17 protein-coding genes are annotated in these 24717 nt (G+C 64.0%); 12 read left to right on the top strand and 5 right to left on the bottom strand.

Going from position 1 to position 24717, the window contains the following annotated elements; translation table 11 throughout:
- Nucleotides 1-54: 54 nt before the first annotated feature.
- Nucleotides 55-705, bottom strand: a complete 651-nt coding sequence (gene ruvC / locus J4D99_RS14045; RefSeq protein ID WP_208132356.1) for a crossover junction endodeoxyribonuclease RuvC — start codon at nucleotides 703-705, stop codon at nucleotides 55-57.
- Between the two features lie 21 nt (nucleotides 706-726).
- Here ruvC and J4D99_RS14040 point away from each other — a divergent pair, with 21 nt between their 5' ends.
- Together J4D99_RS14040 and J4D99_RS14035 are read left to right on the top strand one after the other, a co-directional pair.
- Entirely contained in the window at nucleotides 727-1725 is a 999-nt protein-coding gene (locus J4D99_RS14040; RefSeq protein WP_208132355.1) for a lysylphosphatidylglycerol synthase transmembrane domain-containing protein, read from the top strand.
- 33 nt (nucleotides 1726-1758) lie between these two features.
- Nucleotides 1759-2931, top strand: a complete 1173-nt coding sequence (locus J4D99_RS14035) for a glycosyltransferase (protein WP_208132354.1) — start codon at nucleotides 1759-1761, stop codon at nucleotides 2929-2931.
- 194 nt (nucleotides 2932-3125) lie between these two features.
- Here J4D99_RS14035 and J4D99_RS14030 read toward each other — a convergent pair whose 3' ends face one another.
- Nucleotides 3126-4193 carry a glycoside hydrolase family 43 protein gene (locus J4D99_RS14030; RefSeq protein WP_208132353.1) on the bottom strand — a complete coding sequence of 356 codons (1068 nt, stop codon included), beginning with the start codon at nucleotides 4191-4193 and terminating at the stop codon, nucleotides 3126-3128.
- A gap of 230 nt (nucleotides 4194-4423) precedes the next feature.
- Between J4D99_RS14030 and J4D99_RS14025 the strand changes: the two genes are divergently transcribed.
- From J4D99_RS14025 to J4D99_RS14000, 6 genes are all read left to right on the top strand, one after another.
- Nucleotides 4424-5020, top strand: coding sequence for an RNA polymerase sigma factor (locus tag J4D99_RS14025; protein ID WP_208132352.1), 597 nt, complete (start codon nucleotides 4424-4426; stop codon nucleotides 5018-5020).
- Between the two features lie 249 nt (nucleotides 5021-5269).
- Entirely contained in the window at nucleotides 5270-6331 is a 1062-nt protein-coding gene (locus J4D99_RS14020; RefSeq protein ID WP_208132351.1) for a FecR family protein, read from the top strand.
- A gap of 58 nt (nucleotides 6332-6389) precedes the next feature.
- Entirely contained in the window at nucleotides 6390-9806 is a 3417-nt protein-coding gene (locus J4D99_RS14015; RefSeq protein WP_208132350.1) for a SusC/RagA family TonB-linked outer membrane protein, read from the top strand.
- Nucleotides 9807-9838: 32 nt separating this feature from the next.
- A complete protein-coding gene (locus J4D99_RS14010) occupies nucleotides 9839-11413 on the top strand; it encodes a RagB/SusD family nutrient uptake outer membrane protein (protein ID WP_208132349.1) in 1575 nt (524 codons plus the stop codon).
- A gap of 119 nt (nucleotides 11414-11532) precedes the next feature.
- Nucleotides 11533-12612, top strand: a complete 1080-nt coding sequence (locus J4D99_RS14005; protein ID WP_208132348.1) for a glycoside hydrolase family 43 protein — start codon at nucleotides 11533-11535, stop codon at nucleotides 12610-12612.
- Nucleotides 12613-12708: 96 nt separating this feature from the next.
- Nucleotides 12709-14310, top strand: a complete 1602-nt coding sequence (locus J4D99_RS14000) for a family 43 glycosylhydrolase (protein WP_208132347.1) — start codon at nucleotides 12709-12711, stop codon at nucleotides 14308-14310.
- Nucleotides 14311-14484: 174 nt separating this feature from the next.
- On the opposite strand, the gene J4D99_RS13995 is transcribed toward J4D99_RS14000, so the two are convergent.
- Nucleotides 14485-16962, bottom strand: a complete 2478-nt coding sequence (locus J4D99_RS13995; RefSeq protein WP_208132346.1) for a glutaminase family protein — start codon at nucleotides 16960-16962, stop codon at nucleotides 14485-14487.
- Nucleotides 16963-17334: 372 nt separating this feature from the next.
- Here J4D99_RS13995 and J4D99_RS13990 point away from each other — a divergent pair, with 372 nt between their 5' ends.
- From J4D99_RS13990 to J4D99_RS13980, 3 genes are all read left to right on the top strand, one after another.
- On the top strand, nucleotides 17335-18369 hold the full coding sequence (locus J4D99_RS13990; protein ID WP_208132345.1) for a substrate-binding domain-containing protein: 1035 nt from the start codon (nucleotides 17335-17337) through the stop codon (nucleotides 18367-18369).
- 155 nt (nucleotides 18370-18524) lie between these two features.
- Nucleotides 18525-19628: a glycoside hydrolase 5 family protein gene (locus tag J4D99_RS13985; protein ID WP_208132344.1), complete on the top strand. Its 1104-nt coding sequence runs from the start codon at nucleotides 18525-18527 to the stop codon at nucleotides 19626-19628.
- A gap of 76 nt (nucleotides 19629-19704) precedes the next feature.
- A complete protein-coding gene (locus J4D99_RS13980; RefSeq protein WP_208132343.1) occupies nucleotides 19705-20265 on the top strand; it encodes a c-type cytochrome in 561 nt (186 codons plus the stop codon).
- Between the two features lie 141 nt (nucleotides 20266-20406).
- Here J4D99_RS13980 and pulA read toward each other — a convergent pair whose 3' ends face one another.
- Nucleotides 20407-22470, bottom strand: coding sequence for a type I pullulanase (pulA, locus tag J4D99_RS13975; RefSeq protein ID WP_208132342.1), 2064 nt, complete (start codon nucleotides 22468-22470; stop codon nucleotides 20407-20409).
- A 214-nt stretch (nucleotides 22471-22684) separates the two neighbouring features.
- On the opposite strand from pulA, the gene J4D99_RS13970 reads away from it, so the two are divergent.
- Nucleotides 22685-23119 (top strand): hypothetical protein, encoded by a 435-nt coding sequence (locus tag J4D99_RS13970; protein WP_208132341.1) that lies wholly within the window; start codon nucleotides 22685-22687, stop codon nucleotides 23117-23119.
- Between the two features lie 88 nt (nucleotides 23120-23207).
- Here the strand turns inward: J4D99_RS13970 and J4D99_RS13965 are convergent, their stop codons facing one another.
- Nucleotides 23208-24689: a sensor histidine kinase gene (locus J4D99_RS13965; protein WP_208132340.1), complete on the bottom strand. Its 1482-nt coding sequence runs from the start codon at nucleotides 24687-24689 to the stop codon at nucleotides 23208-23210.
- Nucleotides 24690-24717: the final 28 nt, after the last annotated feature.

Raw genomic sequence — 24717 nt, 5'->3', positions numbered from 1 at the left:
TTTCATTAGCCAATGGGCCTTTACACCGGCTAAACAGTAGAGGCAGCGGCGGAGCTACTTGGGGCGGCTGGCCGACTTGCGGCCGGTGCTGGTAGCTGCCAGGGCGCGGCCGGGGTTGTCTTCCAGAAACTTACCCCAGCTCTTGGCGCCGGCCTTCACGTTGTTGCCCTGCTGGTAGTGGTGGCACAGGGCCACGGCCAGGGCATCAGTGGCATCCAGAAACTTGGGCGCCTCTTCGATGGGGGGCAGCTCCAGGGTTTGGCGCAGCATGCGGGCCACCTGCTCCTTATCGGCCGCGCCCGAGCCCGTGACGGCCTGCTTGACCTTGGTGGGGGCATACTCCACAAACGGAATATCGCGCGAGAGGCAGGCCGCGATGGCCACGCCCTGCGCCCGGCCCAGCTTGAGCATACTTTGCACGTTGACGCCGTAGAAGGGCGCCTCGATGGCCAGCTCGTCGGGCAGGAACTCGTCAATCAGCTCCAGCATGCGCGTGAAAATCCGCTTTAGCTTTACGGCGTGATTCGAGCCCAGGGCCTTCATATTGATAACGTCGTACTGCAGCACCCGCACGTGCTGCCCGCGCACCTCAATCACGGCGTAGCCCATAATCTGGGTGCCGGGGTCGACGCCCATGATAACCTTCTCGGCCGGGGGCAGCCGCAGGGCGGGGCTAGTGGGGGGCAAGGTGCGGGAAACGGCCATCTTGTTCAAAGTTACGCCCCAATGCCGCCTGGTGCGCCCCGGCGCGGCCCGCGCTGGGTGCTGCTGGCCAAAATTGGGGTGAGCCTGCTCACGCTGGGCCTGCTCTACCACTCAGTATTTGCGGCCCCCGACACCGCGGCGGCCTGGCGGCAGCTGGTGGCCAGCACGCTCAGCGGTGCGGGGCGGGGCCCGGTGCTGGCAGCGCTAGCCTTGGTGCCGCTCAACTGGGGCCTGGAGGCCTGGAAATGGCAGCTGCTGGCCCGACACCTGGAGCCGGGGCACTCGTTTGGGCGCAGCCTGCGGGCGGTGCTGCTGGGCCTCACGCTGGGCTTTGCCACGCCGAATAGGGTAGGTGATTATGCCGCCCGCATCCTGGAGCTGCACGCCCGGCGCCGCCTGGAGGCCGTGGGAGCGGTGTTTTTGGGGCGCTACGCGCAGCTGGTGGCCACAGTGCTGGCGGGCGGAGCGGGGCTGCTGTATTTTCTGGTAAAGTTTTACTTAGTGGGCTACCCGGCCGCGCAGGCTGGGGTGCTGGCGGCGGGTGGCCTAGTGGGCGCCCTGGCGCTGTTGCCCTTCTACCAGTCGCGGCTGCTGCTGGCGGTGCTTGCCCTGGTAAAGCCGCTGCGGCGCTTTCGGCGCTACCTGGCCGTGATGCCCACCTACTCGGCCGCCGAGCTGCACGCGGTGCTGGGCATTTCGGGGCTGCGCTACGCGGTGTTTTGCGGGCAGTTTTTGCTGCTGCTGTATGCTTATGGTGTGCGCGGGGAGCTGGGGCCAGCAGTGGCGGCGGTGGCGGGCACCTTCCTGTTCAAGTCGCTGGTGCCCTCGCTCAATGCCCTGGCCGACGTGGGGGTGCGCGAGCTTTCGGCCGCACACCTGTTTGGGTTGCTGGGCCAGCCGGCGCTGCCGGTGCTGAGCGCCAGCCTCAGCTTGTGGGTCATCAACATTGCGCTGCCCAGCGCGCTGGGCTTGCTGCTGCTGCCCGGCCTGCGGGTGCTGCGCGAAAAGAAGCCCCGCTAGATGCAAGCGGTGGCAGGTGTCTTGCTGCTGGCTATGCCAGTTCTGTATGCGGCCGTATGGAGCTGGCTGCGCGCCGGGCTGGCGCCGGCCTTCCTGCCCGACTCCCTCTTAGACAAAGAAGCAGAACTGGTACAGAAGGATGCTATTGACCAGCAGAGTGGGCTAGGCGAGGAGGCCTCCGAGCGCCGAGCGCCCTCGCTCTCCGTCCTCATCGCCGCCCGCAACGAGGCCGCCGCGCTGCCGCACCTACTAGCCGCCCTGCGCCGGCAAACCCTGGCGCCGGGCTTGTTTGAGGTGCTGGTGGCCGATGACCACTCGACTGACGACACTGCCGCGCTGGTGCAGGCCGCCGCCCGGCATGCCCCCTTCCGCCTGCGGCTCCTCAGCCTGCCGCCCGGCGCTACCGGCAAAAAAGCGGCCCTGGCCGCCGCCGAGGCGCAGGCCCACGCCCCCTGGGTGGTATGCACCGATGCTGACTGCCGCCCCGCGCCCGGCTGGCTGACCGCCTACGCCGGGCTGCTGGCTAGCCAGCCGGGCCTGCACTTTATCAGTGGGCCGGTGCGCCTCACGCCGGGCGGTGCGTGGTTCGACGGCGTGCTGGGGCTTGAGTTTGCCGGCTTGGTAGGAGTAGGAGCGGGGTGCATTGCCCGCGGCCGCCCCACCATGTGCAACGGCGCCAATCTGGCCTATCGCCGCGTTACATTTCACGAAGTGGGCGGCTACGCCGACAACCAAGGGCTAGCCAGCGGCGACGACGAATTTCTGCTGCACAAAATTCATGCGCGTTACCCGGCCGGGGTGCGCTTCCTGGCCCGGCCCGAGGCCGTGGTAGATACGGCCGCGCCGGCCACACTGCACGCCCTGCTGCGGCAGCGCGTGCGCTGGGCCAGCAAGTGGCCCCACTACCGTTCCGCTGCCCCGCGCCAGCTGGCCCTGCTCGTGCTCGGCGCTAATATGAGCCTGGCGCTGGGGCTAGCGCTGGCCGTGGCGTGGCCGGAACTATGGCCGTGGGTAGGCACCGCCTGGGCCCTCAAGCTCGGCGCCGATGCCTGGCTGCTATGGTCCATGCTAGGGCTGCTGCATCGCCGCCGCTGGCTTGCCGCGCTGCTGCCCTTGCAGCTGCTGTATGCGCCTTATGCGCTGGCCGTGGGGCTAGCGGGGCAGCGCCGCCAGGGCTACCGCTGGAAAGACCGGCAGGTGCGCTAAGCTGTGGCGGCACTGGTCAGGCTGCTGCAAGCGGTCTGACCGGTCGTCATTCGGCTATATCAAAGGCATTGGCCACATAATATAACAACCAGCCGGACCGCTGCGAGCAGCCTCACTAGTGCAGCGGTTACCTAAGCCAGCTCGCGGCGGTTTTTCACACTGCCCTTTTCGTTCCAGCCAATGCCAGTTAAGCCCTAGCTGGGCAGCGGCTGCGGCGTGTAGGTGGGCCCCAGGCAGCGCGGGCCCTGGGCCGTCCAGGCCAGCTTGTCGATGCAGAGCTGGCGTTCGGTCATGGCCGCGTTCCAGGCGTGGTATACCAGGTATTCGGTGCGGCCATCGGGGCCTAACACGTGGCTGTGGTGGCCGGGGCCGCGCACGTGGCCGGGCACCGAGTGCAGCACCCGGGCCCCGGCATCGGAGCCCGAATCGACGTATGGGCCCATGATGTGGTCGGCGGCGCAATAATCGACGCCGTAGCGGTCGGTCAGGAAATTGGCCCCGCTGAAAAAGCAGTAGTACTTGCCCGCGTGGCGCCGCACAAAGGGCCCTTCCAGGGTGTGCCACTGGGCAAAGGTGCGACCTCCGTAAAGCGGCATGGTGCGATTGGCCTCGAAAAGCGTCCACTTGTGGCGCGCCCGCAGCACGGTGCGCGGCTGGCCCGCCAGCTTGGTCATGCTGGTGAGGCGGTCTACCACCAGCCCAGTGCCAGGGTAGTAGCCATCGTTGGTATCAGTAAAATCGCGGGCGTAGAACAGGTACCACTGCTCGTCGGTATCCTGAAAGGCGTGGGCATCAATAGTAAACTGGCTATCAGCCACTGGCAGGCTCGCCACCTCGGTGTAAGGCCCCTCGGGCCGCTGGCTGGTGGCCACCTTCAGCTGGTGCCCCACCGTGGCCCCAATGGCCCCGCCGCCCCGCGAGTAGTACATGTAAAACGTGCCCTGGTGCTCCACTACTTCGGGCGCCCAGAAGTCAAACTCCTCGCTGCCGGCCGGCGGCGTGAGCGCCCCGCCCAGCGGCTGCCAGTCCACAAGGTTAGCCGATTTTAGCAGCGTGAACACCCGTCCATCGGCCGTGCGGCCCCGGCCGGTGGTGCCGAAGGCGTAGTAGTGCCCGCCGTGGCGCAGCACGAAGGGGTCAGGAAAATTACGCGCCAGCACCGGGTTGGTGTACGTGCGGGCGGCGGCAAAGGCAGTGGGGCGCATAGCAAGCAGGGCTAGCCCCGTGGCGGAGCCGGTGAGAAAATGACGGCGGGTGGGCATGGAAACGGACGGGAGAAATAACGCAAATACCGAGTAATGAGATGACTTGCTTCTACTTACGTGGAGCTTCGGGCGGCGGAGTGGCCAGCGGGCCGACGCCGCGCGATAACCGGGAGGGCGGCGGTTTACCGTAAGTTTAACCCGATTTTGCCGCCTTGGTGGGCCTAGGGCCGCCGCAAAGCAACGCTCCGCCAGTTATTTATCTTTCTTCTTCGCTCGCTAGCCGCCCCATGTCAACGCCCGACGACTCGCTGTGGAATGACTTTCGGGCGGGCGATGAGCGGGCCTTCGAGCAGTTGTTTCGGCAGCATTTTCGGCCGCTCTACGCCTACGGCTTGCGCCTGACCAGCGACGAAGAAGCCGCCAAAGACGGCATCCAGAACCTGTTTCAGCGGCTCTGGCACCGCCGCACCCGCCTCGGCGCGGTGGAGGCCGCCGCCCTGCGGCCTTATCTGTTCAAAGCCTTGCGCCGCCAGCTGGCCAATGCGGCCCGCGACGAGGCGCGCCGCACGGGGTGGCATACGGGCTACGCCGCCGAGCTGGCTGCCGAGTTCAGCTACTCGCCCGAGGACTTCCTGATTGCGCAGGAGCTCTCGGCCAGCCAGCGCGAGCATCTGCTCGAAGCGCTGGGGCAGCTTACCAACCGCCAGCGGGAGGTTATCTACCTTAAGTTTTTCGATGGCTTCGCCTACGAGCGCATCGCCGACATCATGGGGCTGAACGCGCAGTCGGCCCGCAACCTCATCTACCAGAGCCTGAAGCTGCTAAAGCAGCGCCTGCCGCCCCCGGTGTGGCTGCTGCTGCTGGGCTCGCTAGGGCGTTGGTAGGGCGTGTAGAGCGCAGTTGAATGTTGCTTAAATAAGTGCCAGGCGGCATCATGTTGAGCGCCGTGAAGCATCTCTGTCGCGCAGCTAGCGCAGCCAGCCGCTGGCTGTGAAACTAATTTAGATTGAATTTTAATGTCTGGTTTCATGACGATTACGAAAATTATTCAAAATTCTCTAAAAATTATTCGAGTATAAAAACCGGGGTGCGGTGTAGCTCTAGTATCCAGCGTCTTTCTCCCACCCCGGCCTATGGATTTCACCCACTACACAGTAGATGATTTTCTGCTCGACGAGTCGTTTCAAGCCTACGTGGCTGATGCCGACTCCGTAGCGGGCCATTTCTGGCAGGGCTGGCTGCTTGCGCACCCCGCCCAGCAGGCTGCCGCCGACGAGGCCGCCACCCTGGTGCGGGCGCTGCGCCAGGCCCGCCCCCTAGCAGTGCCCGCCAGCCTGGAGGACGCCGAGTATGCGCGGCTGCAACAAGCCATCAGGCAGCCGCCGGCGCTGCCGCGCCTGCGCACCCAGCGCCGCTGGCGTGTGCTGGCGGGCGTGCTCACCTCTATTCTGGTAATGGCCCTGGGCCTGAGCTGGTGGCGCTGGCTAGCCCCGGCCACGCCCGCGGGCGACACCGTGCGCTACGCGGCCGGGGCCAGCCAGCGCCGCACCGTGACGTTGCCCGACGGCTCGGTGGTGGTGCTCAATGCCAACTCAACGTTGACCACGGCCGCCCACTGGACGGCCGCTAGCCCCCGCGAAGTGTGGCTCACCGGCGAGGGCTTTTTCCGGGTGGCGCACCGGGCCCCGCGGCCGGTGGCCGACATTGCGGCGGCCGCCCCGACGGTCAAATTTGTGGTGCACGCCGCCGACCTCAATATTGCCGTGCTCGGCACGCAGTTCGACGTGAGCACCCAGGCCGGCGCCACCAAGGTAGTGCTGGCTTCGGGCCGAGTGGCCGTGGAGCGCCGTTCGTGGGTGATGCGCGAAAACCTGCTCATGCAGCCCGGCGACCTCGTCGAGGCTTCGGCCAGCCACCCGCAGCTTACGCGGCGGCGCGTGCCCTCGGCCCTGTACTCGGCCTGGACCAAGGGCTTCTTTGAATTTCACCAGACGCCGGTGCGCGACATTATGCAGCTGCTGCGCGACACCTACGGCCTGCAAGTGAGCGTGGCCGACCCCGCCCTGCTGAGCCAGCAGGTATCGGGCGCCGTGGCCGTCACCAAGGCCGAGCTGCTGCTGCCGGCCCTGGCCGAAATACTTGACCTCCGGGTAACCCGCACGGGCAACATCGTGCGCTTTGCCCGCGCCCGCTAGGGCCCGCCGCGGCCCGGCCGCGCTCCTGTTTTGCCTCTTCCTTTTTCCCACCACTTTTATGGCAAACTTTACTCGCCTCACGCGAATGGCCTTGCTGCTGGGCAGCCTGCCCGCCGTTAGCAAGGCCCAGTCTGCACTGCCGCTGGCCATGCAGACCATGCCCGCCCCGCCCGTTGATGAGGTGCGCAGCCCCGCCCGGCAGCAGTCGCTCGAAGACTTCTTGCAGGAGCTGCGCCACACCTACGGGGTCACGTTTCTTTATCGCAGCCAGCTCACGGAGGGCAAATTCGTGGCGCCCGCCCATCCCACGTTTAAGTCGCTGGATGAGGCCCTGCGCTACCTCAGCAAACACAGCGGCCTGCGTTTCAAGCTGCTCAGCAATGGCACCTACGTGGTAGTGCCGGATGCTGCCGCCCGCCGGGGCCAGCCCATCGACTCGCTAGGCACCTCGTCGGCAGCGGGGGCCGGTACCAGTCGCCGCCAGCGGCTAGCCGATGGGCGCGTAACGGGCAAAGTCACCGATAGCAAGGGCGGTGGCCTGCCCGGCGTGACGGTGCGCGTAAAAAACGGTACGATGGGCACCACTACCGATGCCGAGGGCAACTTTGCGCTCGACGTGCCTGCTTCGGCCACGCTGGTTATTTCGTCGGTAGGCTACGCTACCCAGGAGGTAGTGGTTGGCAGCCAGAGCACTATCAACGTCAGCCTGGCCGACGACAGCCAGCAGCTTTCGGAGGCCGTGGTGGTGGGCTACCTCACCCAGGAGCGCCAGAACGTGACCGGCTCGGTGGCTACCGTAGGTGCCACCGAAGTGCGCCGTGCGCCGGTGGCCTCCGTGGGTGAGGCTATTCAGGGCCGCCTGGCGGGTGTGCAAGTCACCAACTCGGGTGTGCCCGGCCAGGGGCCGGTGGTGAACATCCGGGGGCTGGGCTCACTAGGAGGGAGCAATAGCGGTCCGCTGTATGTGGTTGATGGACTGTGGATTGAGCCCACCAGCAGCGCCGGGCGCGACATCAACCCCGCCGATATCGAGTCGGTGCAAGTGCTTAAGGATGCCGCGTCGCTTGCCCCCTACGGCAATTCGGGCGCCAACGGGGTAATCGTCATTACTACTAAAAAGGGCAAGCAGGGTACGCCGGCCATCAGCTTCAACGCCAGCGCCGGGGTGCAAAACCTGGTGAAGCGCCTTGACTTGGCTAATGCAGCGCAGTGGGCGGCCGTCAACAACCAGGCCTACGACAATGCGGGCCTGCCGCGCCAGCCCTACGCTGCCAACCTGCCCGCCGGTATTGATACCGACTGGCAGAAGGAGTTATTCAAGCAGGGCTCGGTGCAGGATTACAACCTGGGTTTTTCGGGCGGTGGGCCTAGCTCCAATTTCAACGTGTCGGGTGGCTACTTCAAGCAGCAAGGCACCATTATCGGGCCGCAGTTTGAGCGCTTCACGGCCCGCGTAAATACCGGCTTCAACCGCGGGCGCCTGCGGGTGGGCGAAAACCTGCAGCTGGTGCGCGCCAACCAGACGTATGTCAACGGCGGGCCTTTCACGGAGGTGCTGCGCATGCCGGCCGTCATTCCGGTGTATGACCCCACCGTGCCCGGCGGCTTTGGTATTGGCAACAACAACGCCATCACGTTCGGCACCAACCCGATAGCGCTGCAGCGCCTGCTCAATAGCACCAGTACCAACAACCGCGTGCTGGGCAACGTGTACGCTGAGGTGCAGATTTTTGACTTCCTGCGCTACCGCCTCAACCTGGGCCTGGAGTACCACGGCTTCCGCGACCAGCAGCGCCGCCAGTATGGCGTGTGGCGCCGCAATGATGCAACTACGCCGTCGTATTTCGGTGATGACCAGGGTAATGAGCTCTTCGGCCAGGCCGAAAATACGCTAACCTTTGACAAGAGCTTTGGTGAGCACAACTTGACGGCCGTGGCCGGCTACAGCCGCCAGCGCCGCAGCTTTGAGTTTACTAGGGGGGTCAATTTTGGCTACGGCACCGGGCCGGTGTACTATTGGGCGCTCGATGCGGGCTCGCAGACGCCGCAGGTTATTGGCTCGTCGTATGTGCAAGGCAAGGAGTCGTTCTTCGGCCAGGTGAGCTACGACTACAACCGCCGCTTCCTGGTAACGGGCGCTTTCCGCCGCGACGGCTCGTCGCAGTTTGCCCCCGACCGCCGCTGGGGCAACTTCGGGGCTGGCTCGGTAGGCTGGCGCATCTCGAAGGAGAAGTTTATGGAGAACGTGACGGCCATCAGCGACCTGAAGCTGCGGGCTAGCTACGGCAGCCTCGGCAACCAGTACCTGAGCGGCGCCTACGGTGGCTCGTACCTCTACCAGGGCGCGCTCAACACCAACGCCAACTACGTGTTGGGCACCAGCCAGACCATCCAGAACGGCGCCATCCAGACGACCCTAGCCAGCAACGTGCGCTGGGAGGAGCGCCGCACCCAGAACTACGGCTTCGACCTGGCCCTGCTCGAAAACCGCTTCTCGCTGTCGGCTGATTACTATATCTCGCGCACGGCCAATGCCCTGGTTGCTCCCAACCTGCCGCAGGTGCTTGGCAATGCTGGCGCCCTGCCGTTCCAGAACCTGGGCTTGCTCGAAAACCGCGGCTTTGAGTTCAAAGTAGGCTACGCCGACGACCGCAAAGACTTCAAGTACAGCGCTTCGGCCAACCTGACTACGCTCACCAACAAGGTGTTGAACCTGAACTCGGGCTCGATTGAAGGCTCGCCGACCAACTTCCTGACGGGTGGGCCGGGCAGCACTACCCGCACCGAAGTAGGCTATGAAGTAGGCTCGTTCTACCTCTACCAGTTCGACGGCATTTACCAGACTGGGGATAAGAACATTCCGGCCGGGCTACAGGCGGGCGACGTGCGCTACAAGGACACCAACGGCGATGGCCAGATTACCGATGCCGACCGCGTGCATGTGGGCCGGGTGTTTCCGCGCCTGCAATACGGCCTGAACCTGACGGCCAGCTACGGCGGCTTCGACGTGGCCGCCTTCTTCCAAGGCGTGCAGGGCAACACGGTGTTCAACGATGCCAAGTACTGGCTGGAGCGCACCGACGACAACAACAACCACCTGGCTGGCTTCAGCCCCTGGACGCCCACCAACCCCTCGACCACCACGCCGCGCGCCATCATTGCGGGCGGCCCCAATGGCGGCACTGCCCCCGGCAACAACGACCGCTACAACACCACCCGCTGGCTGGAAGATGGCTCGTACCTGCGCCTGAAAAACGTGCAGCTAGGCTACTCGCTGCCTAAAGGCCTGCTCGAGCGCACCAAGTACATCGGCTCGTTGCGCCTGTTCCTGACCGGCCAGAACGTGTTTACGGTGACCAAATACAGCGGCTACGACCCCGAGACCGTGGGCCAGGGCTCACTAGCCCGCGGCGTCGATGCGGGCTCGTATCCCAACCTGCGCTCGTTCACGCTCGGCCTGCAGGCTGGTTTTTAAGCTTTTCTCCCACCCGTAGCTACTTATATATTATGAAAGTTTCTGTCCTGACCCGGCTAGGCCTCGCGGGCACGCTGCTGCTCAGCGCCACGGCTTGCGAGAAAGACATTCTCAACCAAGTAAACCCCAACCTACCCACCGTGCAGTCGTCGTGGGCCACCAGCGACGATGCCGTGAAGGGCTCGACGGCCTGCTACGCGGGCTTGCAGGGCCTGGGCATGTACCGCCGCTGGCTCAATTTCGCCTTCGACCTGCGCGATGACATTGGCTGGAGCCAGAGCCCCTGGGGCGAGTTGGCCGACTTCACGCGCTTTGTGCAGCAGAACTACGACTTTGAAGTATCGAGCAATATTTGGCGCGACCACTACCGCACCATCTTCCGCTGCAACCAAGTGCTCGACCGCGTGCCCACCATCACGAGCATGGATGCCACGCTGCAAAAGCGGGTGCTAGCCGAGGCTAAGTTTCTGCGGGCGCTGTCGTACTTCAACCTCGCCTCGCTTTACGGCAATGTACCGCTGTCGCTGACCTATATCACCGACCTGAATGCTACCGTGCCGCAGGCTAAGGAAGCTGAGGTATGGGCGCAGGTAATCAAAGACTTACAGGAGGCTGCCCCTGACCTGCCGGTATCTTACAGCGCTGCCGATGTAGGCCGCGCCACCAAAGGCGCCGCGCAGTCCTTGCTAGGCAAAGCCTACATGCAAAACAAGCGCTGGGCCGATGCCCAGGCGCAGTTTGCGCTTGTTATCAACTCGGGCACGTACAGCCTGACGCCTGCCTATACCGACAACTTCCGCCATACTTCCGAGAACAATTCGGAGTCGATTTTCGAAGTTCAGTTTTCGAATGAAAAGAAGGGCGGCAACGACTCGGGCGGCGGCCCCGATGCTACGTCATCGCAGGGCGGGCAGCGCTCGCAGTTTTGGGGGGTGCCGGGCTTTGGCTTTAACGACGGCGAGGTGCGGCCCTGGATTGTGAACGAGTTTTTGCAGGAGGGCACTACCACCGGGCAGCGCGACCCGCGCCTGGCCGCCACGGTGTTTTACAACCGCAAAGACCAGACGCAATTCCCGACCGCGTTGCCTATCGATGGCGACACGCTAGCCTACGGAATTGGCTTTCTGACCCGCTATGGCAAGGATGCCCGCAACCGCGCCCGCGTGTACTGGCGCAAGTACCAAACCGACTACTATCGTCAGTTTGAAGACTTTGACTCGCCCATTAACCAGCGCGTGATTCGCTACGCCGATGTGCTGTTGCTGCAAGCCGAGGCCCTGAACGAGCAAAACCAGACGGCCAACGCCATCCCGCTCATCAACCAGGTGCGCCAGCGCGCAGGGCTAGCCCCCCTCGTAGCGGGTAGCTTCACGCAGGCCAGCCTGCGCACTCAGCTCATGCACGAGCGCGCCACCGAGCTAGCCGGCGAAGGCGTGCGCTGGTTTGACTTGCAGCGCTGGGGCCTGCTCGATACCCAGGCGGGCGTCGACCAGCTCAAGGCGCACGACGCGCAGTTCAACACCTTCCGGGTGGGCGTGTCGCGGTTGCTGCCGCTGCTGCAAACCGAGGTAGACCTGCTGCGCCTCACGCAAAACCCGGGCTACTAGCCTTCGTTTTAGGCGCAACCAACTGCCGCCGCGCCGCTTACCTAAGCGCGCGGCGGCAGTTTTGCTTAAAGTAGAGGGCTACTGATGCAGTCGCTTTCTTCCTTATCCCACCCTTTCTTATGCGAATTTCCTTATCTCCGCGCTGGGCCACGCTGCTGCTAGCCGGCAGCATCGCCTGCGCCTGCTCGAAGGGTGGCTCTTCGGGCGGCGGCACCACGCCCACGCCCAATCCGCCCGCGCCGCCCGCCGCTACCACGTTTACCAACCCACTCCTGTCGAGCGGGCCCGACCCGTGGGTGTACCAGAAAGATGGGTACTACTACTACATGCAAACCACCGGTACCAACCTGGTGCTGCGCAAAACAGCCAAGATGAGCGAGCTCGGCTCGGGGGTGAGCGCCACCATCTGGACGCCCCAGGCTACCGGGCCCACCTCGCACGACATCTGGGCGCCGGAAATCCACTTTTTGGATGGCAAGTGGTATGTGTACTTCACGGCCGGGCCCGGCAACTGCTGCGGCGGCCAGCGCCTGTGGGTGCTCGAAAACGCCAGCGCCGACCCTACCCAGGGTACCTGGACCGAGAAAGGCCAGATTGCCGTGCCCGGCCAGGACTTGTGGGCCATCGACGGCACCATTTTGGAGCAAAACGGCAAACGCTACCTCGTGTGGAGCGGCCAGGAAGCGGGCTCCAACCAGCAAAATCTGTACATCGCCCTCATGAGCAACCCCTGGACGCTCACCGGCACCCGCACGCAGCTCAGCCGCCCCCAGTATGCCTGGGAGCTGAATGGCACGCCCAAAGTGAACGAAGGGCCGGAGATTATTCAGCACAGCGGTAAGACGTATCTGGTGTATTCGGCTAGCCACTGCAGCACCGACGACTACGCCCTGGGCATGCTCACGGCCAGCGCCAGTGCCGACCCGCTTGATGTGGCCAGCTGGAGTAAGTCGCCGTCGCCCGTTTTTACGAAGAACCCCACCAACAATGCCTACGGGCCGGGCCACAACGGCTTCTTCGTGTCGAAAGACGGCACCCAAAACTGGATTATTTACCACGCCAACTTGCAGCCCAACCAAGGCTGCGGCGATGCTCGCAACCCCCGCATGCAGCAATTTACTTGGAATACCGATGGCTCGCCCAACTTTGGCACACCGGTAGCCACGGGCGTAGCGCTGCCCCGCCCGGCCGGCGAATAGCGGTAGTAGTGCGGAGAGATGCTCCGTTTTCCAGCCACCTGGCATACCACCCTACATTTACGGCCTGCCTTGCGCAGGCCGTTTTGTTCTTCTTTTATGGCTAAATTTATTTATTGCGCGCTGGCCGCGCTGGGGTTGCTGAGTGCCGCGCCGCTAGGGGCTTCGGCGCAGGTCAAGGTTAAAACTAAGGTAAAGCAAGCTGCTTCGGGAGCGCCTTCGCTAGCCCCCACGCCCATTGCCAACCCCGTGCTGGCCGGCGACTACCCCGACCCGTCGGTGACGCAGGTGGGCGATACCTACTGGGCCACGGCCACCTCCTCGAACTGGGGGCCGACGTTTCCGCTGCTGAAATCGACCGATTTGCAGCACTGGCAGCTGGTGGGACACGTGTTTCCGGGCGAGCGGCCGGCCTGGGCCGACTACTACTTTTGGGCGCCGGAGATTAACCACGATGCCAACGGCAAAACCTACGTCTTCTACACCGCCCACAAGCGCGGCGGCAACCTGGCCGTGGGCGTAGCCAGCGCCGACCGCCCCGAAGGCCCGTACCGTGACCTCGGCCCGCTGGTGGGCCAGCCCGACGGCAGCATCGACGGCTTTTTAATGCACGATGAGAACGGCCAGCCCTACCTCATCTGGAAGGAAGACGGCAACAGCGTGCAAAAACCTACGCCCATCTGGGCGCAGCGCCTGAGCGCCGACCGCACCCAGCTGGTGGGCGAGAAAACCGAGCTTTTCCGTAACACGGCTGCCTGGGAGGGTAACCTCGTGGAGGGGCCTAGCGTGGTGCGCCACGGCGGCTACTTCTACCTGTTCTACGCCGCCAATGGCTGCTGCGGCGCGGGCTGCACCTACGCCACCGGCGTGGCCCGGGCCAAAAACCTGCTCGGCCCCTGGGAGAAGTACGACCGCAACCCCATCCTTACCAAAAACGACATCTGGACCTGCCCCGGCCACGGCACCGCCATCGAGCGCAACGGCCACTGGTACATGCTGCACCACGCCTACCAAACCGGCAGCATGCAGTATGTGGGCCGTCAGGGCGTGCTCAGCGAGTTTACCTGGACGGCCAGCGGCTGGCCCGAATTTCTGAGCAACCACGGCACACCCACGGCCGCCGCGCCCATGCCGGGCACCGTGGCCGATGAATTTGCCGGCGCCACGCTAGCCCCCAGCTGGGAGTGGCCGGTGGAAGACAAACCAACCTTTGCCCTGCAAAATGGGCAGCTTCAGCTCACCGCTCGGCCCGACAAGGGCGGCGCGGCGCTGGGCCGCCCCACGCTGGCGGCCAATTACACCGCCACTACCACGCTGTTGAACCCCGCTAGTCTGCCCGCCGGCACTACGGCGGGCCTGGCCGCCCTCGGCGACCCTAGCAACTCGCTCAGCCTGCTGGCGGGCGCTGGCAAGCTGCAAGTGCAGGAGCTGCGCGACGGTAAAACCCGCACTCTGGCCGAAACCGTTCTGCCCGCCGGTCCCGCCCTGCACCTGCGCGTGCAGGACCAAGGCGGCAACCACTACCGCTTCGCCTATAGCCCCGACGGCCGCACCTGGACCGAGCTGCTGCCCGCCGGCCAAACCGCCGACGGCAGCTTCCTGCCGCCCTGGGACCGCGGCGTGCGCGTGGGCGTAGTAGCACAAGGGCCGGCGTCGGCTACGGCCGCCTTCGAACGGTTTGAGGTGGTGAACAAGCAATAGACTGATGCAATAAAAACCCGTCTGTCATGCTGAGCTTGTCGAAGCATCTCTACCGAACGACCCCATCGGCGTAGTAAAGATGCTTCGACAAGCTCAGCATGACAGACGGGTTTTTATTGCATCAGCTTGTCGGCTAGTCTAGTGCAATCTTTGAAGGGTATGACAAACGGGTTTTTACTTCATTAGCTTGTCGGCCAGCAGCTTCATGAAGTAGCCGCCCACCACCGAGCGGGCCTGGAAGCCCGCTTTGCGGGCATCGGTGGTTTCGTGCCAGTCGGTGAGCGGTACGCGGCTAGGGGTATCGTTGGCAAACTGCCACACGGGCGCCACCAGGGCCTCAAAATCGGCTTGGCTGCTGGCTAGGGTGGCGGTCCAGAGTATCCAGTCCGATTTGGTGTAGGTCTTGCGGCTGTCGAGCGGCAGGCCGTATTTCTGCTGGTTCTGGAGGTAGAACGCCATTTCCTGCTGCGCCACCTCGGGCGGAAATACATTCAGGCCCAATAGCTTATCCCACACCAGGTTGTATTTCTGGCTCCACGAGCCGGCCGGCTTGTCGAACGTCAGGGCATAGTGGTCGCCGTCCTGGGCCATCTGCATCCACTTTTTGGCCAGGTCGCGGGCCAGGGCCTGGTGCTCGTCGGCGGCCTCGGTATCGCCGAGCTGGCGGGCCAGCTGGCCGTAGCAGGCAATGCCCATAATGGCCTTCAGCGACAGGTTGGTATTGCGCGAGAGGTGGCCGGCAAAGTCGTCGGTGCACAGCTGGTTGGCCGGGTCGAAGCCGTCGCGCTTCAAAAAGCCCACCCACTTGGTGAGCGTGGGCCAGTGCGCGCGGGCAAAGTCGGGCTTGCCATCCATGCGCACTGCGGCGGCCGTGAGGATGAGCATGTTGCCGGCTTCTTCCACCGGCATATCCTCGCCGTATTTCTGGCCGTTGGCTAGGGGGTAGGTGCCCAGGTCGTGGGCCGGAAAGTCCTTCTTCCAGCGTCCCGACTCTGAATAGTCAAATATGAAGCGCAGCATCCCCTTTGCCAACTCATTGTTGTAGAGCAAGTACAGCGGCTCCGACGGATACGTCACGTCTACGGTGCCGATAAAGCCGCCCGAGTAGTTTTCCTTCGAGAAAAAAAGCAGCTCGCCTTTGGGGCCGGCCACAATACTGTGCGCCGCAATGCTTTGGCGGTAAGCCAGCTGGCACAAGTCGGCGTACTTCGAGCCGCCGCTGGCCTGGGCATCGGCATGCAGCTTTTGGTCGAAGGCAGTGGCTTTTTGGCGCAGGCGGGCGTAGTCGGCCTCGGCGGCGGCCAGGGCTTTTTCCATCGTCATGGCTGGGGCGCGGCGCCACCAGGGCCGCAGGTTTTGGCCGAAGTACTGCACTGCATACTGCTCGTCGTAGCCCAGCAGCAGGTGCTGCTCGGCGGGCTGGGCGGCCACCCGGCCCAGGTCGAGCACGGCGGCCTGCGCCACGCGCTGGGCCTGCCCCTGGGTGGGCGCGCCGGTGGCTAGGGTGCCGGTCTTGGCGAAGGCGGTTTTCAGCGCCTCGGGGCTGCCGGTGCCGAGCTTGGCCGTGCCGGGCGCGGCCAGGTAGGCGTAGCCCCAGTCGATGCGCTGGCCGTCGCCGGCCTTGGCCAGCACGGGCTGCTCGGTGGTGCCCAGGGCCGACCAGTGCAGGCCGCCGGCCTGGCCGGGCTTGGCTGCCACGGGCTGGTAGGGCGTGTTGGTGGCCAGGGTGCCGGCTTCGGTCAGCAGCACCTGGGTGGCGTGGGGCTGGCCATCGGTGGCCGTAGCGGTGCAGGTGACGTAGCTCACGGGCCGGGCCACGGTTTCGAGCTCATCGAGCAGCAGCGGCGACAAGAAGTTGACTTTCAGCGTAACCGGGCCAGCGGCAAAGGTATAGGTGGTTTGCGTGGCCGTCAGCTGCACGCCGGTTTGGCGGGCTAGGGGCAGCTGGGCCAGCGCCGGCAGCGTTTCGTAGAGGCCGGCATCGAGGTAGGCTCCGCCCTGCGGGTTGGCAGCGTGCATCGCCAGCACGTTGTCGCCGGCGCGCAGGCTTTGGCGGGCGGCGGCCGGGATGGTAAAGTAGTCGTAAGCGCCATTCGCGCCCGCCTGCTTGGTCAGCAGCGTACCGTTCAGGTACACCTCAGCGTCGTCGTCGTGCTGCATCAGCACCCGCAGCTCGCCGGTGGGGTGGGGGCTAGCCAGGCGCACGGTGCGGCGCACCCACACGTCCTTGGTAGTCCAGCGGGTGCCGGGCTCGCCCTGATTGTCGGTGAAGGGCGCCGTGCCTTCGCTCCAACTGCTGGCGGCCGCAAAGCTGGTTTTCTCCCAGCCCGCCGCCGGCCGCGCAAAGGTGTAGCGCGCCCGGTAGGGTTGCTCCAGCGCCGTTGGCACTACGGCGCGGTACTGGAGCGCGGCCTGCCCCATAAACTGATACGCCCGGCCATCGACGCGCACCACGCCCTCCAGGCTTTGGGGCTGGCCGGTCCAGTGGCGGGTAGGCGCGGCGGCCAGCTCATCCTGAAACGCCCACAAGCTGAAATAAGGCGTGTGCGTGATGAGCGGATAAGCCGGCGGGCGCAGCGGAGGCGTAGACTGGGCCAGAGCCGGCGCCGCGGCTAGGCTAGCCAAGAGCAGGCAATATCGGGTTTTAAGCATTGGAAAAGAAAAGGGTGGGAAAAAGTAAAGGAATGCTCTACGCAGCCCTGGAACAGGGGCGGGAAGCAACGCCACAGAGGTATTTTTAGAGACAAGTTAAACGATTTAGCATTAAACGCAAATTAAGGTAATCAGTGAGTTATGGCCACCCAGTAGTGTTGCGTCAGTGCCACCCGGCGCTGCCACGGCATGCAACCCGAGACGAACGTAGTAAAGTAACCGAAGTAGCCTGTCAGGATGCAAACGTTTGCACTTCGCTTTTTCAGTTTTTTAGAAGGCGCAAGTACGCCTTGGTGGTGTAACCTTTGCGCTGGTTGCGGCCCCGCGACCGGCCGCTGGCTAGGGTGGCGATAGGTAATTTTCTTCTCTTCAGTGGCTAAAAAACGCGCTTCTATCACGGACCTGGCCCGGGAGCTCCATATCTCGGCATCGACGGTATCGCGCGCCCTCAATGGCCACCCGGCCATCAGCGAGGCCACGGTGAAGCGGGTGAAAGCCCTGGCTAAAGAGTTAGGGTATCAGCCTAATAGCTTGGCTTCGGGCCTGCGCCGGGGACGCAGCAACATGCTGGGTGTGGTGGTGCCCCACATCGACGGCCATTTCTTCTCGCAGGTAGTGAAGGGCATTGAGGCCGCCGCCAGCAAGGCTGGCTACCAGGTGCTCATTTGCCAGTCGAATGAGGATGTGGAGCACGAGCGGGCCAACCTCGAAACGCTGATGAATGCGCAGGTAGAGGGCATTATGGTTTCGATTTCGCGCACCACCCGCGAGACCAGGCACTTCGAAAAAGTACGCAAGCGTGATATTCCGCTGGTATTTTTCGACCGCATTCTGGAAGGCTACGACGTGAATGCGGTGGTGCTCGACGACCGCGCCGGGGGCTACCGCGCCACCCGCCACCTGCTTGAGCAGGGTTACCGGCGCATTGCGCACTTCAGCGGCCCGCAGCACCTGAACATCTACAAGCACCGCCGCCAGGGCTACGAAGAGGCGCTGCGCGAGTACAACCTTCCAGTTAGGGAGGAGCTTATTATCATGGGTGACATGAAGATGGAGGATGGCAGCGCGGGGATGCAGCAGCTGCTAGCCCTTCCCGAGCCGCCCGATGCCGTGTTTTCGGGGAGTGATTTTTCGGCGGCCGGCGCGCTCGAAGTGCTGGAGGCTCGTGGCCTGCGCGTGCCGCAAGATATTGGGCTGGTGGGGTTTAGCAACGAGCTGTTTTCGCGCCTCACCGCGCCGCAGCTAACCTCCATCGACCAGCACTGCGAGCTGATGGGCCGCTCGGCCACGCGCCTGCTGCTGCAGCTGCTGGACGAGCGCGAGCCGCACGCCGCGCCCCGCCACGTGGTGCTGCAACCCGATTTGTTCGTGCGCGCTTCGTCGCTGCGGACGGGGCTAGCCGGCTAGCCCCGTCCGCAGCGACGAAGCGTCGTGGAGGCAAAAAAGTGCAAACGTTTGCACAAGCCATTGTTACCTTCGGGCCGCCCCTTTCCCAAGCCGCCTTTGGAGCGGACGAGGGCATAGTATTCCCATTTTCCGCTCTTCTTTTCCCACTCTTCCGCATGAAAAAAATCGCGATGCTCCTGCTGGGGCTGGCGCTGCTCGGCGCCCCGGCGGCCCAGGCCCAAAAAGTTAAGACCAAAGTAAAAGGCGCCGCTAGCCTGCCCATCGGCCAAGCGGGCCGCTGGTCGGCCGACCGGGCCAATGCTTGGTACAAAACCCGCCCCTGGATGACGGGCGCCAACTTCATCCCGAGCACGGCCATCAACCAGCTGGAGATGTGGCAGGCCAGTACCTTCGACCCGCAAACCATTGACAAAGAGCTGGGTTGGGCTGAGAGCATCGGCTTCAATACTATGCGCGTGTTCTTGCACAGCCTAGCCTGGAAGGAAGACCAAGCCGGCTTTAAGAAGCGCCTGAACGACTACCTGGCCATTGCAGACAAGCACCACATCGGCACCATCTTCGTGTTCTTCGACGATTGCTGGAACAAGGACCCCAAGGCCGGCACCCAGCCGGCGCCCAAGCCCGGCATTCACAACTCGGGCTGGGCCCAGGACCCCGGCGACCCCGCCTCGCGCGACTCGGCCACCTTCATGCAGCTGCGGCCCTACGTCACGGACGTGCTCACCAGCTTTGCCCATGATAAGCGCATCGTGCTCTGGGACTTGTATAACGAGCCGGGTAATGGCAACAAGGGCAGTGCCTCGCTGCCGCTGCTGCGCAACACCTTTGCCTGGGCCGAGGCCGTGCGCCCCGACCAGCCCCTGAGTTCGGGCCTCTGGAACTGGGACCTCACGGCCCTGAACACCTTCCAGGCCCTGCACTCCGACGTCATTACTTACCATAACTACGACGAGGTGGCGGCGCATCAGCGTGTTATCGAGCTACTCAAAACGCACGGCCGGCCGCTCATCTGCACCGAATACATGGCTAGGCCCCGCAACTCGCGCTTTGTCAACATCTTGCCCCTGCTCAAGAAGTACAACGTGGCTGCCATCAACTGGGGACTGGTAGCCGGCAAAACCAACACCAAATACGCCTGGGATACGCCCCTGGCCGATGGCTCGGAGCCCGCCGAGTGGTTCCACGAAGTCTTCCGCCCCGACGGCACGCCCTACCGCCAGGACGAAGTCGATTTTATCAAGAAAATGACCGCTAAGTAGGCTAGCCGCAAGGTTGAAATAAAGATGAAAAAAGTGAACCGGCAGTTAAGCAAAAGGCTTGGCTGCCGGTTCTTATATGTCTTTATTGCTCAATTTTATTTTCTCCGCCATGCGCACCAATCCGGCCGCCTTCGCCCTTGCCCTCGGGATGGGCTTCATCGTTTTGCTGATAGGATTTCTGGCCTTGAATGTGGGTGGGTTGGTGAGCTTTAATTTGGCCAGTGAAGATTCAACAGAGATGCCAATTGATAGTCTGGGAGAAGGCGTGGTTGTTGCTTACAAACCCCGTCCTCTGCCACCCACTTCAGCCCCAAACGGTGAGGCTATTGTGATAGGTGATGCGCTCTTTAAAAACAACTGTGCCCAGTGTCACGCAGTGAACGATAAAGTGGTAGGGCCGGCGCTGGCTGGCATTACAAAGCGCCGCAGTATTTCGTGGATAGTGTCATGGGTACATAATTCGAGCAAAGTCGTGGCCAGCGGCGACGAGTATGCCGTGAAGCTTTTCGACGACAACGGGAAGCAGCAAATGCCGGCTTTCCCAAACCTTTCCGGCGAGCAGATAAAGAGTATTTTGGCTTGGGTGGAATGGCAAAATAGCCCAGCAAATTCAGCCGGTGCAGTGGCTGCTAACTAGGTCATAAACTAGCAAAAGGCCGTCATGCTGAGCTTGCCGAAGCATCTCTACCGCGCCACGTGGATTAGTACCCTCTAGCGGCATAGTAGAGATACTTCGACAAGCTCAGCATGACGGCCTGATTTATAACTCAATTAACCGCTACTGCACCAATACCAGCGCCGAAGTGGGGGCTAGCGGCACCCCAGCCGCGCCAGCCGCCAGTGGTTCGCCCAGGCCGTTTTGGTTGATGTCCAGCCCGCGCAGCACCACCTTGTAGCTGCCGGCCGGCACGGGCACCGTGGCCGGCTGGCGCAAACCATTGAAGAGCACCGTGATAGTCTGCCAGGTGTCGCCGCCGGCGTGGTTTTTTAGCTGGTAGCCGACAGTGCCAGCGGGCAGGCCGGGCAGGAATTCCAGGTGTTGCGCGATGAGCTCCTGGCTAGGGAGGCGGAAGGCAGGATGCGCCTTGCGCAGGGCTAGCAGTTGGCGGTAGAACGCGAAAACGGCCCGGTACTGCGCCTTGCGGCTCCAGTCGAGCTGGTTCACGCTGTCGGGCAGGTTGTAGGAATTGGACGAGCCCTTTTTGGTGCGCAAAAACTCGTCGCCGATGGGCAGGAAGGGCACACCCTGCGAGGTGAAGACGATGGTGTTGCACAGGGCATCCATTTGGATAAGCTCGGCCTCGGTGGCCGTAGGGTTGGCCACGGTGAGCTTGTCCCAGAGCACGCGGTCGTCGTGGCAGGCTACGTAGCTGATGGCCTGGCTGGGCTGGCTAGCCCAGGGCGCCTTGCTGTAGTTTACCTTTTGATAAGCAAGCTGCGGGTGCTGGGTGGCGGCCACAATACCAAACTTCACGCTCTCTTCCAGCCCCGGCTGGCCGCCTACAAAGCCCGCCTCGGCCTGGTGGGCGTAGTGGCCTTTCACGCCGTCGCGCAGCTCGTCGCCGAAGGCGGCGATGCGATTGAGACGCCCTACGTTGGCCTTCACGGCGCGCTGGGCTTCGGGCAGAGGGCTGGCGCCGGCGGCCCAGCCCTCGCCGTAGACGAAGATGCTGTGGTCTTGCTGGTCGAGGGCCACGCGCACGGCGCGCATTGTCTCTAAATCGAGCACGCCCATGAGGTCGAAGCGGAAGCCATCGACGTGGTACTCGCGGGCCCAGTGGGCCACGGCATCCACGATGAGCTTGCGCACCATGGGGCGCTCGGAGGCTACCTCGTTGCCGCAGGCGGTGGCGTTCGAGAGCCTGCCATCGGCCTCGTGGCGGAAGTAGTAGCCGGGCACCAGTTGCTCGAAGGCGCTGGTGCCGGCATCGGCCACGTGGTTGAAGACCACGTCGGCCACCACGCGCAGCTGGTGGTCGTGCAGGCTTTGCACGGCCTGCTTAAACTCGCGGATGCGCGCCGCCGGGTCGGTGGCCGAGGTGGCGTACGAGCCCTCCGGTACGAAGTAATTGAGCGGGTCGTAGCCCCAGCTGTAGCGGCTGGATGTGGCCGGTACGCTCTCATCAATGGCCGCAAAGTCGTTGACGGGCAGTAGGTGCACGTGCGTCACGCCCAATTCCTGCAAGTGGCTGAGGCCAGTGCGCACGCCGCCCGGCCCGGTGGTGCCGGATTCGGTCAGTCCCAAAAACTTGCGCTTGTTCCTAATGCCCGATTGCGGGTCGGCCGAGAGGTCGCGCACGCTCACTTCGCCAATCACGATGCTGGTGGGCGCGCCCATTTTGGGGCGCAGGTCTTCGGCCCAGCCAGGAGGGCTAGCAGTGGTGGGGTCGAGCCAGGCGCCACGGTGGCCATTTACGCCCACGGCGCGGGCGTAGGGGTCAGCTACCTCGGCCATGTCGCGGCCGCCAATGGTGGCCTGCACGGTGTAGAAGCCGGTAGTGCCAGCCGGCAACGTCAGCGTCCAGGTGCCGCTGGCGCTGTGGGCTAGCGGGTGGGTGGCGGTAGCTGCACCGCCCGCCCCGGCCGCGTAGAGGCGCAGGCGCAGCGCTTCGGCGGTGGGCGCCCACACGCGCAGGGTGCCCTGGCCTTCGCGGTCGAACGTCAGACCCAAATCGGGGCCTTGGTAGAACGGATATTGGCTGAGCGGATAGCGGGCCGCGTCGGGGTAGGGTGCGGCGGCAACGGAAGAATTTTTGGTCTTGATTTTAATCTTGGTTTGGGCCAGCGCGGCGGGTAAAATACTCGAAAACGCGAGCAGCAGGGGCAAAAAGCGACGAATCATACCAGCAAATTACGCCGGGCCGGCGGCTACGGCCGGGGCCTCACGCAGGCTACAGCTTGAGGCGCTAGTTTCGGCCCATCGTCGCCCGAATAAAACGCCCCCTTGGTCTGGAAAGCCCCGCCGCCGGCCGAACAATTCACCCATTTAACTAAACCTCGCGCAACCTTCGCCGTCGAAACAAGCATCTCTCGTTGGTTACTCACCTGCTTCTGCTATGACCACCGTGCCTTCCTCTAACCACCTCCAGCCCGAGGCCGATTTTCTGGAGCTGCGCTACCGCCCCGATGTGCAATACCTGGTGGCGCGCTGGCACCGGCCGGTATCGGGGGCCGAGCTGCGGCAGGGCTACTTCGCCATTCTGCGCCTGGCGCGGGAAGTGAACTGCACTTGCTGGAAAATCGACTTACGCAGCCGCAATGCCCCCGATGAAGCTGACCGTCGCTGGGTGGCGGCCGATTTTCTGGCCCGCGCCGCCCAGCGCCTCGATGGCCCCGTGTGTCTGGGCTACCTGCTCACGCCCAGCCTGCTGGCTCAGCTAGGGCCCCCCACGCCTGGCCCCAATCGGGTAGCGTTCTTCTCCGAAGAAGGTCCGCTTACAGACTGGCTTATGCAGTGCCAGAGCAGCCAGCCGGGCCGGGTGGCGGCGTAGGCAGTTTACCAGGCAATCACCAGCATATTTCCTATGCCTCTCCGTCTGTCCTTGCCGCGCTGCGCTCGCAAGGACAGACGGAGAGGAGTTACCCCGCCGTCGGCAGCGTAAACGTGAAGCAGCTGCCGGCGCCGGGTTGGCTCTCTACCCACAGCTGCCCGCCCTGCGCCGTGATAAACTCGCGGCTGATACTCAACCCCAGTCCCGAGCTGCCGCGCTGGTGCCCGCCCGGCCCCAGCACCCCGCCAAAGCGCTGGAAAATGCGCTGGTGATATTCTTTCGCAATGCCTGGCCCCTGGTCTTCCACGCTCAGCTGCACCATTTCGCCCCAGGGCACCACGTTGATGGTGAGCGCCGCGCCGTGCGGCGAGTAGCGAATGGCGTTAGATAAGAGATTGATGAGCACCCAGGTGGTTTTCTCCACATCGGCGTGGGCGCAGGGGAGCGGCTCGGCCAGGTGCACGGCCAGGCGCAAGTCCTTGTCGGTGAGCTGGGCGCGCACAATGTCGGTGGCGTAGCGCACTACCTCGGGCAGCGGCACCGGTGCCAGGTTGAGGCGGATTTCCTTGCCCGCGTCGAGGCGCGATACCTCAATAAGCTGGCCCACCATGCCCAGCAGCCGCTGGGTTTCGCCCCGAATGCCGCCCGCTATCTCCTGGCGCCGCTCGGCGGTGAGGCGCTCGTCCTGCATCAGCATCAAGCTGAGGTTGATACTGGCCAGTGGTGTTTTTAATTCGTGCGAAATCGTGGCCAGAAACTCCGACTTCACCTGGTCGAGATTTTTGAAGGCCGACACGTCGCGCAGGCAAAAGACGTGGCCCGCCGGCACGGCCTTCTTCAGCTCCTCGTTCAGCTCGGTTACCTCGCTCACCGTGAGCTGGTAGTGCAGGTTTTCGCCGTGCGGCCGCACCATAAACACGGGCCCGGCGGGCCGGCTAGGCTCGCCTTGGTCGGTGGGAGTGGGGCTAGCCGCCGGCGCGTCGAGGGCGCGCAGCCACTCGCGCAGCATGTCGTTGTGGCGGGCCACCTCGGCGGCGGGCTGGTCGAGCAGGGTTTTGGCGGGCTGGCCCAACAGCAGGCAGGCCACAGGGTTGGCGAGCACGATAACGCCGTGCTGGTCGATGAGGAGCAGGCCCTCATCCAGCCCGCGCACGAGGCTGTCGGTGCGGTTGCGCTGGGTAATGAGCTCGGCCAGGGTGGCGCGGCGCTCGTCTTCGGCCTGGCGCAGCACGCGGTTTACGGCCGCCGCTACGTGGCCGATTTCGTTGTTGCGGGTCACGGCCACGCGCGTCACGGGGCCGGGCGCGGCCACGCGCTCCACGTCGGCGGTGAGGCGCGTGAGCGGGCGCGTAACCAGCCGTGGCAGCCGCACCATCAGTACGATGCCCAGCAGCGTGCTGATTATCAAGAACAAATACACCGCCCGCTGGGCCGCCAGCGCGTTGGCTTGCTGCACGCTGGGCGTTTCGGTTTCGAGCCGGTGAATGGTGAAAATAACGTAGCTGCCCAGGCCCAGCAGCAGGCCCAGCATGAGCAGCACGCCCAGACGAATTTGAATTTTTAGCGACATGGCTAGGGGGTAATCGGCCCGGCGGCCA

The organism is Hymenobacter sp. BT559, from assembly GCF_017571525.1.
Classification (GTDB): Bacteria; Bacteroidota; Bacteroidia; order Cytophagales; family Hymenobacteraceae; genus Hymenobacter; species Hymenobacter ginsengisoli.
This window is presented reverse-complemented; position numbering and strand designations above follow the sequence as displayed.

What these genes read in the sequence shown, in the direction of transcription:
- J4D99_RS14025 (WP_208132352.1), top strand. Translation starts at nt 4,424, where the DNA reads ATGTCAACGCCCGACGACTCGCTGTGGAATGACTTTCGGGCGGGCGAT.
- J4D99_RS14000 (WP_208132347.1), top strand. Translation starts at nt 12,709, where the DNA reads ATGGCTAAATTTATTTATTGCGCGCTGGCCGCGCTGGGGTTGCTGAGT.
- J4D99_RS14035 (WP_208132354.1), top strand. Translation starts at nt 1,759, where the DNA reads ATGCCAGTTCTGTATGCGGCCGTATGGAGCTGGCTGCGCGCCGGGCTG.
- J4D99_RS13970 (WP_208132341.1), top strand. Translation starts at nt 22,685, where the DNA reads ATGACCACCGTGCCTTCCTCTAACCACCTCCAGCCCGAGGCCGATTTT.
- J4D99_RS13995 (WP_208132346.1), bottom strand. Translation starts at nt 16,962, where the DNA reads ATGCTTAAAACCCGATATTGCCTGCTCTTGGCTAGCCTAGCCGCGGCG.
- J4D99_RS13980 (WP_208132343.1), top strand. Translation starts at nt 19,705, where the DNA reads ATGTCTTTATTGCTCAATTTTATTTTCTCCGCCATGCGCACCAATCCG.
- J4D99_RS13965 (WP_208132340.1), bottom strand. Translation starts at nt 24,689, where the DNA reads ATGTCGCTAAAAATTCAAATTCGTCTGGGCGTGCTGCTCATGCTGGGC.
- J4D99_RS13985 (WP_208132344.1), top strand. Translation starts at nt 18,525, where the DNA reads ATGAAAAAAATCGCGATGCTCCTGCTGGGGCTGGCGCTGCTCGGCGCC.
- ruvC (WP_208132356.1), bottom strand. Translation starts at nt 705, where the DNA reads ATGGCCGTTTCCCGCACCTTGCCCCCCACTAGCCCCGCCCTGCGGCTG.
- J4D99_RS14020 (WP_208132351.1), top strand. Translation starts at nt 5,270, where the DNA reads ATGGATTTCACCCACTACACAGTAGATGATTTTCTGCTCGACGAGTCG.
- J4D99_RS14030 (WP_208132353.1), bottom strand. Translation starts at nt 4,193, where the DNA reads ATGCCCACCCGCCGTCATTTTCTCACCGGCTCCGCCACGGGGCTAGCC.
- J4D99_RS14010 (WP_208132349.1), top strand. Translation starts at nt 9,839, where the DNA reads ATGAAAGTTTCTGTCCTGACCCGGCTAGGCCTCGCGGGCACGCTGCTG.
- J4D99_RS14015 (WP_208132350.1), top strand. Translation starts at nt 6,390, where the DNA reads ATGGCAAACTTTACTCGCCTCACGCGAATGGCCTTGCTGCTGGGCAGC.
- J4D99_RS14005 (WP_208132348.1), top strand. Translation starts at nt 11,533, where the DNA reads ATGCGAATTTCCTTATCTCCGCGCTGGGCCACGCTGCTGCTAGCCGGC.
- J4D99_RS14040 (WP_208132355.1), top strand. Translation starts at nt 727, where the DNA reads ATGCCGCCTGGTGCGCCCCGGCGCGGCCCGCGCTGGGTGCTGCTGGCC.
- pulA (WP_208132342.1), bottom strand. Translation starts at nt 22,470, where the DNA reads ATGATTCGTCGCTTTTTGCCCCTGCTGCTCGCGTTTTCGAGTATTTTA.